This is a genomic window from Marinobacter sp. LV10MA510-1, from assembly GCF_002563885.1.
Lineage (GTDB): Bacteria > Pseudomonadota > Gammaproteobacteria > Pseudomonadales > Oleiphilaceae > Marinobacter.
The window spans coordinates 3,078,401-3,089,692 of record NZ_PDJA01000001.1 but is presented as its reverse complement, the minus strand read 5'-3'; the positions used below and the strand labels follow the sequence as shown (position 1 = coordinate 3,089,692).

General features: G+C 56.9%; 11 protein-coding genes. 8 read left to right on the top strand and 3 right to left on the bottom strand.

The window, feature by feature from the left end:
- Window positions 1-966: a methionyl-tRNA formyltransferase gene (gene fmt / locus ATI45_RS14805; RefSeq protein WP_098420315.1), complete on the bottom strand. Its 966-nt coding sequence runs from the start codon at window positions 964-966 to the stop codon at window positions 1-3.
- Window positions 967-1,133: 167 nt separating this feature from the next.
- Window positions 1,134-1,637, bottom strand: coding sequence for a peptide deformylase (gene def, locus ATI45_RS14800; protein WP_098420313.1), 504 nt, complete (start codon window positions 1,635-1,637; stop codon window positions 1,134-1,136).
- A gap of 421 nt (window positions 1,638-2,058) precedes the next feature.
- On the opposite strand from def, the gene ATI45_RS14790 reads away from it, so the two are divergent.
- The 7 genes from ATI45_RS14790 to ATI45_RS14760 all read left to right on the top strand — a co-directional run bounded on the left by ATI45_RS14790 (window position 2,059) and on the right by ATI45_RS14760 (window position 8,418).
- Complete coding sequence (locus tag ATI45_RS14790; protein WP_098420310.1) at window positions 2,059-3,078, top strand: LysM peptidoglycan-binding domain-containing protein; 1,020 nt, start codon at window positions 2,059-2,061, stop codon at window positions 3,076-3,078.
- A gap of 66 nt (window positions 3,079-3,144) precedes the next feature.
- Entirely contained in the window at window positions 3,145-4,356 is a 1,212-nt protein-coding gene (gene dprA, locus ATI45_RS14785) for a DNA-processing protein DprA (protein WP_179888416.1), read from the top strand.
- 41 nt (window positions 4,357-4,397) lie between these two features.
- Complete coding sequence (locus ATI45_RS14780) at window positions 4,398-4,970, top strand: L-threonylcarbamoyladenylate synthase (RefSeq protein ID WP_098420308.1); 573 nt, start codon at window positions 4,398-4,400, stop codon at window positions 4,968-4,970.
- Between the two features lie 8 nt (window positions 4,971-4,978).
- Window positions 4,979-5,899 (top strand): oxygen-dependent coproporphyrinogen oxidase, encoded by a 921-nt coding sequence (hemF, locus tag ATI45_RS14775; protein WP_098420306.1) that lies wholly within the window; start codon window positions 4,979-4,981, stop codon window positions 5,897-5,899.
- A 10-nt stretch (window positions 5,900-5,909) separates the two neighbouring features.
- Complete coding sequence (aroE, locus tag ATI45_RS14770; protein ID WP_098420304.1) at window positions 5,910-6,737, top strand: shikimate dehydrogenase; 828 nt, start codon at window positions 5,910-5,912, stop codon at window positions 6,735-6,737.
- Between the two features lie 64 nt (window positions 6,738-6,801).
- Window positions 6,802-7,575 carry a MotA/TolQ/ExbB proton channel family protein gene (locus tag ATI45_RS14765; protein ID WP_098420302.1) on the top strand — a complete coding sequence of 258 codons (774 nt, stop codon included), beginning with the start codon at window positions 6,802-6,804 and terminating at the stop codon, window positions 7,573-7,575.
- 3 nt (window positions 7,576-7,578) lie between these two features.
- Window positions 7,579-8,418, top strand: a complete 840-nt coding sequence (locus ATI45_RS14760) for a flagellar motor protein MotB (protein ID WP_098420301.1) — start codon at window positions 7,579-7,581, stop codon at window positions 8,416-8,418.
- 41 nt (window positions 8,419-8,459) lie between these two features.
- Here ATI45_RS14760 and ATI45_RS14755 read toward each other — a convergent pair whose 3' ends face one another.
- A complete protein-coding gene (locus tag ATI45_RS14755) occupies window positions 8,460-9,011 on the bottom strand; it encodes a gamma carbonic anhydrase family protein (protein WP_098420299.1) in 552 nt (183 codons plus the stop codon).
- 207 nt (window positions 9,012-9,218) lie between these two features.
- Between ATI45_RS14755 and prlC the strand changes: the two genes are divergently transcribed.
- The gene (prlC, locus tag ATI45_RS14750) at window positions 9,219-11,264 is read left to right on the top strand and encodes an oligopeptidase A (RefSeq protein ID WP_098420297.1); all 2,046 of its coding nucleotides are present in this window, start codon (window positions 9,219-9,221) and stop codon (window positions 11,262-11,264) included.
- Window positions 11,265-11,292: the final 28 nt, after the last annotated feature.

Below are 11,292 nucleotides of genomic sequence, written 5' to 3'. Positions count from 1 at the left end.
TTATTGCAGCTCCTGGCCGGGTAGCAGAATCTGTTTGCCGCCGTTTATCAGGTCGCTCACGCTCTGCGCGCGGGCGCCGGGCAACTGCACCTGGCTCACTCTTAAAATAGTGCCATCGCCGCAGGCGATATCAATGCCTTTGCGCTGGCGCGCTATAACGGTGCCGGGGCTGGTTTTTTCGCTGCTCTGCTGTTGTTTATGTTTCTCTTCATGTTTTTGGGCCTGAGCCAGATGCAAGCGAATACGCTGGTCGCCCAGATCGGTAAACGTGCCAGGCCAGGGATTAAACGCGCGAATGAGCCGTTCGATGCTCTGGGCATCGCTGTGCCAGTCAATCTGGCCTTCCTGCTTGGCCAGTTTGTGGGCGTAACAGGCCTGATCATTCTGCTGTACCCGCGGTTGCAGCGTGCCCTGCTCCAGCGATTGCAGTGCGGTTACAATGGCCTCGCCGCCCAGTTCCGCGAGCCGGTCGTGCAGGCTGCCGCCGGTGTCTTCACGCTGAATGGGTGTAGACACTTTCAACAGCATAGCGCCGGTGTCCAGGCCTTCATCCATCTGCATGATAGTAATGCCGCTTTCATCGTCGCCTGCTGCGATAGCACGCTGAATGGGCGCCGCGCCGCGCCAGCGCGGTAGCAACGATGCGTGAATATTCAAGCAGCCGTGAACCGGTATTGACAGCACAGAAGCTGGCAAAATCAAGCCGTAGGCGGCAACAATCATCACGTCTGGCTTTAGGTCGGCCAGCTGCTGGCGGGCGTCTTCCATTTTGAAGTTGTCGGGCTGAAAAACCGCGATGCCGGCATCCAGCGCCGCTTGTTTTACCGGCCCCGGGAGCAGTTTTCGGCCACGGCCTGCTGGCCGGTCTGGCTGGCTATACACGCCCACCACGTTGTATTTGGCGGCAAGTAGGGCTTTCAGGGCAGTGGCGGCGAAATCAGGGGTTCCGGCAAAAACAATACGCACAGTGTTTGGCTCTCTGTTGTCATCTCTGTTGGACTTTTCGTCGAATTCTCAGTCGGATTCGCTGATCCATCCAATACGAAAAGACCGGGCGCAAAGGCCCGGTCATCAGTTTTATGGCTGTTGTGGCACCAATACCACCTTGATAAATGCTGGCTCAGGCACTCGTTTCAAGCGCTCTTCTTCTGCAACTTTTCCAGCTTCTTGCGGATGCGGGTACGCTTTAGCGAACTCAAGTAATCCACAAACAATTTGCCGTTCAGGTGATCCATCTCGTGCTGGATGCACACCGCCAACAGCCCGCGAGCTTCTATTTCAAAAGCTTCGCCATTGCGATCCAGAGCGTTAATGAGGCAATGCTCAATACGCTCAACATCTTCATAAAATCCTGGTACCGACAGGCAGCCTTCCTGCATGGCTTCCAGATCGCCGTCGAGTATCTTAATTTTAGGGTTGATGAACACCCTGGGTTCGCTGTTGTCATCCGACAGATCCATCACGATGATCTGCTGGTGCACGTTTACCTGGCTCGCTGCGAGGCCGATGCCGGGCGCATCGTACATGGTCTCGAACATGTCGTCGATCAGGGTGCGGATCTCGTCAGTTACGGTGGTAACCGGCTTGGCGAGAGTTCGCAGACGTGGGTCCGGATATTCAAGAATGTCTAGAATCATAGTGCGTTACTTTTTTAAATGCGTGCTTTGGACAGTGAATGCCAACGTTCGTTCGCGTACAAAGGATGTCTGAAATGCGACCTTGTACCGCGCTTTTCAACCCCGGGGTGTTTATGATGCGGGACATACTTACCCGGTCGGGGCATTTGCGTGTTGGCTCTATAACCGTATTATCTAACAATTTGGCGATTGAGTACAAACTGATCAGTCAATTGAGAAAAACTATGAAGGATACCTGTACGGGCGGGCAAATGTTAAAAGTCCCCGGCGGTGAGCAGATAACACTACAATAACCGAGCTTCTTCTATAGTAACGGGAATAACAACAGATTAAGCTGAAAACAGCGGGCGAAAGCCAACCGGACTTCGGGCGCCAGCCGACCGAATTTAAGCATCAAGGCACGGGATCAAGGACTTAAACCATGAGGAAACTGCTGTACGCTCTGGCAGCTACAACGCTGCTGTTTACCGCTTGGGCTCAAGCAGCACCGGAGCTGCGGTCGGATCATCCCGAACGTTATACCGTTGTTAAGGGCGATACTCTGTGGGATATATCCGCCCGCTTTTTGAACAACCCCTGGTATTGGCCGGAAATCTGGCAGGTAAATCCCCAGGTAGCCAATCCTCATTTGATTTACCCCGGTGACCGTTTGGCGTTGGTGTACATTGATGGCCAGCCAAAAATCATGAAAATGGCCAACGGTGACGGCGTGATCAAGCTGTCGCCGCAAGTGCGCTCCGAGGCCATTAATACGCCGATTCCTGCCATACCGCTGGACGCCATTGCCAGCTTTTTAACCGACACCCGCATTGTTACTCCGGAGCAGATAGCAGCTGCGCCTTACGTGCTGGAAGGTGAGGACAGCCGAATTGTTACCGGCGCCGGCGATCGCGTTTACGCTCGCGGCCAGAAGCCAGCGAACACGGTTGGTGTTTTTCGCCGTGGTAAGGAGTTTGTAGACCCGAAAACCGGTGAATTTTTAGGCTTGGAGGCCCGCAGTATCGGCACCGCCAAGGTTACTGCCACTAACGGTGATGTGCTGACGCTGCTGCTGAGCCAGTCCAACGAAGAAATTCACATAGGTGACCGTTTGCTGGTGAATGCCAGTCGGCTCCTTTCGACCAGCTTTATGCCCACCGCGCCGGCGAAACCGGTAAGCGGGCAAATGATGGCGGTAGATGGCGGCGTTAACCAGATTGGCCAGTACGATGTGGCTGCTATTAACCTGGGCCTGCGTGAAGGCGTAGAGCCGGGTAACGTGATGGCCGTGCTGCAAAGCGGCAATCTGGTGCGCGACCCGGTCACTGGTGAAACCATTGAGCTGCCGTCTGAACGCGCCGGCCTGCTAATGGTGTTCCAGGCTTACGAAAAAATGAGCTACGGCCTGATGCTGCAAGCCAGCCGGCCGCTGGCGGTGGGTGATCAGGTAACCAACCCCTGATAGCCTTGTAAAACCCCGAGCCGGGCATGGAATGCCCGGCTTTTTTCTGCGCGCAAGGAAGATGCCATGCCCCAGGTACCCCTGTTCTCGTTTGATACGCCGCCCGGCGCCTACCCTGCTGACCCCAACGTTGAGCAGCCCTGTAATGACAGCCCGGAGCTGGCCCGGCAATGGCTATTTCTGAGCCAGTTGCCGGGTTTTGGCCTGAGAGTGCGACGCCGTTTGGCGGCGCAGGTTCTGCAGCTGCCCGACCTGCTGAACCTGGACAGTGCCAGCCATAAAGCCATGGGCCTGCCAGCAGAGGCTTGTGAAGCCCTTGCTGCCTGGCGCAGTGGTAACGCTGCACACCCGGTGATGGTGGCTTTGCGAGTTATAGAAAACGCCTGTGAGCGGGCTGGTATTGGCCTTGTGCACTGGCAGTCGTCGGCCTATCCGTTACCGCTGCGCCACATTCATAACCCTCCCATGTTGTTGTACGTTCGTGGCGATACCAGCTTGCTCGGCCGTGACCAACTGGCGATTATTGGCAGCCGCCACGCCACTCGCGCCGGGCTGGACCACGCCCGGGGCTTTGCCGCTGCGCTTGGCCAATGCAATCTGTTGGTTAACAGCGGCCTGGCGCTGGGCATCGACGGTGCTGCCCACGCCGGTGCGCTGGATGCCGGCCACCCTACTTTGGCGGTGATTGGCAGCGGGCTTGATAAAATCTATCCGCGCCAACATCAGCGTCTGGGGGAGCGAGTGATTGCCAATGGCCTGCTGGTGTCTGAGTACCCGCCGGGCACTCAGGCTCGCCCCGCACATTTCCCCCAACGTAATCGCATCATCAGCGGCTTGAGCCGGGGTGTTCTGGTGGTAGAGGCCGGTTTGAAAAGCGGCTCGCTGATTACCGCCCGGCTGGCTTTAGAGCAAGGCCGCGATGTGTTCGCCATACCGGGGTCGGTGCACAGCCCGGTAGCCCGGGGTTGCCATCAGCTGATTCGCCAGGGCGCCACGCTGGTAGAAAGCGTGGCCGACATTTTGCAGGAACTGGGGGGCTGGTGGAGTGAGCCGACAACACCGGGGGCAAATACGGAAAGCTTGGGAAGTTCTGCCACCGAGGGCCTGGACGCCCGTGAAATCGCCGTGCTGGAGGCTTTAGGGTATGATTCGCAATCAACCGACGTACTGGGTTCGAGTACCGGGTTGAGCGCTGATCAACTGATGCAGTCCCTGCTTTTGTTAGAGCTGCAGGGCCTTGTCACAGCGGCGCCTGGCGGATATGTCCGCATTGCCTGAACCCGGTGCCAACAGTGATTTTATTCAGGCTCGACTCCCCTATGGCAACAGACCACCCGCTGACCGACTGGCAATTACATTGCGCACGCCGCACTCTGCACCAAGGCGGCGTGCTCGCTTATCCGACGGAAGCCGTTTGGGGTCTTGGCTGTGACCCTTGGGACCAGGTTGCGGTGCAGCGCATTCTGGATCTGAAACAGCGCCCAGTGCACAAAGGCATGATTCTGGTGGCGGCTTCGGTGGAGCAGATTGCTTTTTTGCTGAACCCCCTGCCGCAAGACCTCCAGCAGCGAGCCCTGCAGCATTGGCCTGGCCCCGTTACCTGCCTGTTACCCGATGTGCACCAGCGGGTGCCCGAGTGGGTGCGCGGTGAGCACAGCTCCATTGCGGTAAGAGTGAGTGCACACCCGGTGGTAAAAGCCCTGTGTAACGCTGCAGGCAGGCCGCTGGTGTCCACCTCGTGCAACCCCGCAGGCCGTGCCCCGGCCCGTTCACCCTGGCAGGTTCAGGGCTATTTTCGCGGCCAGCTGGACTGGGTGGTGCCCGGTGAACTGGGTGGAAATCGCCAACCCAGCCGTATTATTGATATCGTTACCGGCCAGCAGCTACGCTAGGAGAAAACATGCCACAGCAACCAGACCCGCAAGCGGTCAAACACTATCTGTTACAGCTGCAAGATACCATTTGCCAGCGCCTGGCCGTGGCCGACGGTGGCGGTGAATTTATTCACGACGCCTGGGATCGCACGGAAGGCGGCGGCGGTATTAGCCGGGTGATCGGCAACGGCAAGGTGTTTGAAAAAGGCGGTGTGAACTTTTCCCATGTGATGGGCAATACCATGCCGCCCTCGGCGACGGCTCACCGCCCTCACCTGGCAGGCGCGCCCTGGCAGGCTATGGGGGTGTCGCTGGTGATGCACCCCCACAACCCCCACGTGCCGACCTCTCATGCCAACGTGCGGTTTTTTATCGCGACCCCGGAAAACGCCGAACCGGTGTACTGGTTTGGTGGCGGCTATGACCTAACCCCCTATTACGGCGTTGACGAAGACTGCGAGCATTGGCACCGCACCGCCGCGAACGCCTGTGCGCCCTTTGGTGACGACGTGTACCCGCGCTACAAGCACTGGTGCGACGAGTACTTTTTTCTGAAACACCGCAACGAGCCCCGCGGCGTGGGCGGGCTGTTTTTTGATGATTACAATACCGGTGACTTTGCCCGTGATTTCGAATTTATGCGTGCCATCGGCGACAGCTACATTGACGCTTACGAACCCATTGTTCAGGCCCGTAAAAATCAGCCCTATAGCGATGCTCAGCGTCAGTTTCAGCTTTTTCGCCGTGGCCGCTACGTGGAGTTCAACCTGGTGTATGACCGCGGCACCCTGTTCGGGCTGCAGTCCGGCGGGCGTACCGAATCCATTCTGATGTCGCTGCCGCCTCTGGTACGCTGGGATTATAATCAAACGCCGGCACCCGGTAGTGAAGAAGCGCGCCTGCTGGAGCACTTTCTGACCGGTCGCGACTGGCTCACAGCTTCCTGAAGGGGCGACAATGAACAATGATCTGTATGCGGTGATTGGCCACCCCATTAGCCATAGTAAGTCGCCGCGGATTCACAACCTGTTTGCCAGCCAGACCGGCGAAGCGCTGGAGTACACGGCCATTCAGGCGCCATTGGACGGTTTTGAAAACACCGTAACCGAGTTTTTTGCGCGCGGCGGCAAAGGCCTGAACGTGACGGTACCGTTTAAAGAAGCGGCCTGGCAGATGGCTGGTCGACACAGCGCCCGCGCGCTCAAGGCTGGCGCGGCCAACACTCTGTACCAGGACAACGGCGTGTTGGTGGCAGACAACACCGACGGCGCAGGCCTGGTACAAGACTTGCTGCACAATCATCAAGTGGCATTAAAGGGCGCCCGTATTTTGATATTGGGTGCTGGTGGCGCGGTACGGGGTGTTCTTGCGCCGCTGTTGCTGGAACAGCCGCATACGTTGGTGATTGCTAACCGTACGCCGGCCAAAGCGCAGAATCTGGTGTCGCTGTTTGCCGGCGTTGCCGGTATTACTCTGCTCGACAGCAAAGCGTTTGACAGTATCGCTGGCGAATTTGATGTGATTATCAATGGCACCAGCGCTAGCCTGCAGGGCGATTTGCCGCCGCTGTCTAAAACGTTGATCGGTGCTGACACGGTGATTTACGACATGATGTACGCTGCCAGCAACACCACGTTTAACCAGTGGGCGCTGGATAACGGGGCAAAGCGCGTGTACGACGGCCTGGGCATGCTGGTAGAGCAAGCAGCCGAGGCATTTGAAGTATGGCGCGGGGTGCGGCCGCAAACTGCGCCGGTTATCGCGGGCCTGCGCACCCTTAATTGAGGCCAAGGCAGGCTAAGCCAGACGTAAATCAAGCGAAGCAAATGGACAACACGAAGGTTAATGCATGGACATACTAACGCTGGTAGGGCTAGTTACCGGGGTGCTGGTGGTGATACTGGCCATGCTGGCGAACGCCTCCCTGCTCACCTTTCTTAACTTGCCTGGTTTGGCCATTGTGCTGGGCGGAACCTTTGCGGTGACGCTGATAAAGTTCCGTTTGAGTTCGGTGATGAGCGCTATCCGCCTGGCGTCACGTGCGGCGTTTATAGACCGCGTAGAGCGTCCCGACGAGCTGATTCGCGAAGTGGGCGCGTTGGCCATGGTGGTGCGTAAAGAAGGTATTTTGGGCCTTGAAAACCACACCACCGACAATGTTTTTCTGCAAAAAGCTATCAATCTGTGCGTTGATGGCCATTCGCCAGAACTGGTGGAAGAGGCCCTGCATCATGAAATCCAGCAAAGCTCCGAACGTTACGAAGTCGCAGAAAGAGTGTTCCGTGGCATCGGCGAATCGGCTCCAGCTATAGGAATGATTGGTACTCTGGTAGGTCTGGTGCAAATGCTCAATGTCCTTGATGACCCCTCTTCCATTGGTCCGGCCATGGCGGTTGCGCTGTTGACCACGCTTTACGGCGCTTTTATTGCCCAGCTGATCGCCTTGCCCCTGGCGGATAAACTGCAGTTAAAAGCCGAAGACGAGATGCGTAACCAACTTTTGATTACCACTTCAATTCAAAAAATCCTGCAGGGCGAAAATCCGCGTGTAATGACCGAACTGCTGTCATCGTTTCTGAACCCCGAGCAGCGTGCCAGTCTGAAACGCGAACAGGGAGCCTGAGCATTGGCCCGCTTATCTCTTGCAACCCTACCCAAACGTAAAAAAGCAGGCGCTGCTGGCGCGCCAGCGTGGATTGTGACCTTTGCCGACCTGGCCACGTTGCTGCTGACGTTTTTTATACTGCTGTTGTCGTTCGCTGAAATGGACATCGAGAAATACAAAGTGATGGCCGGCTCGTTGTCGGTTGCGTTCGGTTCAGGCAACCTGATCGCGGACGGTGGTGGCAGCTTGCCGATCAAGATTTCCGACGAAAACAGCAGCTTGGATCCAGACAAACCGTTGCAGGCTGAGCCTGAATTGATCAACGAACGCGTGACCAGCGACGGCGTTACTCCGGTGTCTGAAGGCGTCATTACTTTGGCTAGCAGTTTGATTCAGGAACTGGAAAACGAAGTGGCTAGCGGCGCCTTGAGCATCAACTACGACCAGCGCCAAGTGATTATACGTTTCTCTGACGACGCCACATTCCTGTCGGGCGACGCCACTATCAAGAAAGATATGTTGCCCATTATCGAGCGGGTAGTGGACGTGCTGAAAAATTGCCGTGGCGATGTGGTGGTGGCCGGCTATACAGACGACAGGCCCATCGCCAGCAGCCGTTACCGTTCCAACTGGGATCTTTCAGCGGCGCGGGCGGTGTCGGTGGTACACGAGTTGGTTCTGAACCGTGATGTGCCGGCCGATCGGGTGATGGCCGCCGGCCGTGCTGAAACCAACCCGCTGGTGCCCAACAACAGCCCGGAAAACCGTGCCGTGAACCGGCGAGTGGAAATTGCTATCCGCGATCCGGAGTGCAACGCCGACACCCCCGCGGAACAACTTCCAGCGGAAATTGTTCCGTGAGGGCGAGAGCGGGCATCGGCACTTTACGTTTCTATTTCTAATCAGTACGGGTAATTGTCTACCTCAGCCAGATACTCGTCTTTGAGCTTCACATAATTGCTGGCGGTATAAGGGAAAAAGCTGCGTTCTTTAGTGGTCAGCGCCCTTGCCTGCTTGCACGGCGAACCCACGTACAGGTAGCCAGATTCCAAACGCTTGCCCGGGGGTACCAGGCAGCCTGCGCCGAGAATCACCTCGTCTTCCACCACTGCACCGTCCATGATAATACAGCCCATGCCTAGCAGCACCCGGCTGCCCACAGTACAGCCATGCAGCAGCGCCTTGTGGCCGATGGTAACGTCGTCACCAATAATCAGCGGCCAACCGCCGGGGTTGAAATCACTGGCGTGAGTGATGTGTAGCACCGAGCCGTCCTGAACACTGCAGCGCGCGCCAATGCGAATTTTGTGCATGTCACCGCGTACCACCGTCATCGGCCATATCGAACAATCTTCGCCGGTAATCACATCGCCAATCACGACTGCGCTGGGGTCTACCCAGGTGCGCTCGCCAAATTGTGGCGTGCTACCCTTGTGAGAACGTACATTCGCCATTACATAGTCCTTTAGGTGCTTTTTTGTTCTGGAGTATGGAGTATCCGGGGGAGGCCTTTCCGAAACACGCTCAAGCACATCCATGTGGCGCTTGGGCTCCGCCATCCATGGCTACGCACAGTTTCGGAAAGGCCTCCCCCGGATACTCCCCGCATTATCGGAGTCACCTGAAATTACCTGACATTTGAACCGCTGAGAAGGGGAACCATGAATAATCCACTACTGACCAATGATCTGCTACCGAAATTTGAACACGTGCGCACTGAGCATATGGAAGAAGCGATCGACCAGATTCTCAGTGAAAACCACGTGAAAATTAACAGCCTGGCCCAGAACGAAGAACCCGACTGGGACACCCTGGTTCAGCCCATGCAGTCGCTTGAGAACAAACTGAGCAACGCCTGGTCGGTGATTTCCCATTTGAACGGCGTGATGAACAACGACGACTTGCGCAAGGTGTATAAGAACTGCCTGGAAAAGCTCACCGAGTACAGCACCGAGCTGAGCCAGAATGCGGTTTTGTGCGAGGCCTACAAAAAGCTGGCAGCCCGCGATGATTTCAGCGAGCTGGGTGAAGCCCAGCGCAAAGCCGTGGAAAACACCCTGCGGGAATTCCACCTGGGCGGCGTTGACCTGCCCGATGATCAGAAAAAGCGCTACGCCGATCTGACCCGTGAGCTTTCGGAGCTGTCCAACAGCTTCAGTGACAATGTACTGGACGCCACCCAGCACTGGTTCAAACAGATCACCGATAAAAGCGAGCTGGCCGGCGTGCCCGAAAGCGCGCTGGAAGGTGCCAAAGCGGCGGCCAAACAGAAAGAGCTGGATGGCTATGTAATCACCCTGGATTTCCCCAGTTTCCACCCCGTAATGACTTACTGCGACAACCGAGAGCTGCGCCGCGAAGTGTATGAAGCCTTTGTTACCCGCGCGTCCGATATGGGGCCAGACGCTGGCACTTGGGACAACACCCCGGTGATGGCGGAAATCCTCAAACGCCGCCACGCCCTGGCCCAACTCCTCGGCTTCAATAACTTCGCCGAGCGTTCCCTGGTCACCAAAATGGCCCGCGATACCGACGAAGTATTGGGCTTTCTGACGGAGCTGGCGAACAAAGCCAAACCGGTGGCAGAGCAGGAATTCGCCGAACTCAAGGCCTTTGCAAAAGATGAACATAGCCTGGACGACTTGCAGGCTTGGGACATTGGTTACTACAGCGAAAAATTGCGCCAACAGCGCTACGACATTTCCCCGGAAGCCTTGCGCCCCTGGTTTCCGGTGGACAAAGTGGTACCTGGCCTGTTCCGCGTGACAGAAAAGCTGTTCGATATCCAGATTGAAGCCAAGCCAGACGTAGAAACCTGGCACGAAGACGCCACCGCTTACTGCATCAGCCGTAACGGCGAGCCCATTGCCTGGTTCTACCTAGACCTGTTTGCCCGCCAAGGCAAGCGTGGCGGTGCCTGGATGGCGGATTGCCGAGTACGCTGGCGCAACCTGCGCGGCACTCTGCAGCTGCCGGTGGCTTTCCTGACCTGCAACTTTACTCCACCGGTGAACGGTAAACCGTCGTTACTGACCCACGATGAGGTCACCACCCTGTTCCATGAATTCGGCCACGGCCTGCACCACATGCTGACCCAGGTGGAGGTAATGGACGTATCGGGTATTAATGGTGTGGCGTGGGATGCGGTGGAACTGCCGAGCCAGTTCCTGGAAAACTGGTGCTGGAACCCGGAATCGTTGGCGCTTATTGCTGCCCACCACGAAACCGGTGAGCCGCTGCCTCAGGATATGCTGGAAAAGTTGTTAGCCGCGAAGAACTTTCAGTCCGGCATGGGATTGGTGCGTCAGCTTGAGTTTTCGCTGTTCGATTTCCGCCTGCACGCCGAATTTGTGGACACAGCGCCAACCAATCCGCTGGACGTTCACCGTCAGGTACGTGATGAAATAGCGGTCATTGAGTCGCCAGAGTTTAATCGCTTTCCCAACTCGTTTTCCCACATCTTTGCCGGTGGCTACGCAGCGGGCTATTACAGCTACAAATGGGCCGAAGTGCTGGCTGCAGACGCGTTCTCGCTGTTTGAGCAAAACGGCATTTTCGACCCGGCAACCGGCAAGTCGTTCTTGCAAAACATTTTGGAAAAAGGCGGTTCACAAGAACCCATGGAGCTGTTCAAAGCCTTCCGCGGCCGCGAACCCGAGGTAGACGCGCTGCTGCAGCAAACCGGCATTAGCCCGCAAGTCGCCTGACTCCCTCTGCCATAGGCAACCCGCCCCG

Bases quoted from the DNA above. Each gene is read 5' to 3' on its own strand.
- prlC (WP_098420297.1), top strand. From the start codon at position 9,219: ATGAATAATCCACTACTGACCAATGATCTGCTACCGAAATTTGAACAC.
- dprA (WP_179888416.1), top strand. From the start codon at position 3,145: ATGCCCCAGGTACCCCTGTTCTCGTTTGATACGCCGCCCGGCGCCTAC.
- ATI45_RS14765 (WP_098420302.1), top strand. From the start codon at position 6,802: ATGGACATACTAACGCTGGTAGGGCTAGTTACCGGGGTGCTGGTGGTG.
- hemF (WP_098420306.1), top strand. From the start codon at position 4,979: ATGCCACAGCAACCAGACCCGCAAGCGGTCAAACACTATCTGTTACAG.
- def (WP_098420313.1), bottom strand. From the start codon at position 1,637: ATGATTCTAGACATTCTTGAATATCCGGACCCACGTCTGCGAACTCTC.
- ATI45_RS14780 (WP_098420308.1), top strand. From the start codon at position 4,398: ATGGCAACAGACCACCCGCTGACCGACTGGCAATTACATTGCGCACGC.
- ATI45_RS14790 (WP_098420310.1), top strand. From the start codon at position 2,059: ATGAGGAAACTGCTGTACGCTCTGGCAGCTACAACGCTGCTGTTTACC.
- aroE (WP_098420304.1), top strand. From the start codon at position 5,910: ATGAACAATGATCTGTATGCGGTGATTGGCCACCCCATTAGCCATAGT.
- ATI45_RS14755 (WP_098420299.1), bottom strand. From the start codon at position 9,011: ATGGCGAATGTACGTTCTCACAAGGGTAGCACGCCACAATTTGGCGAG.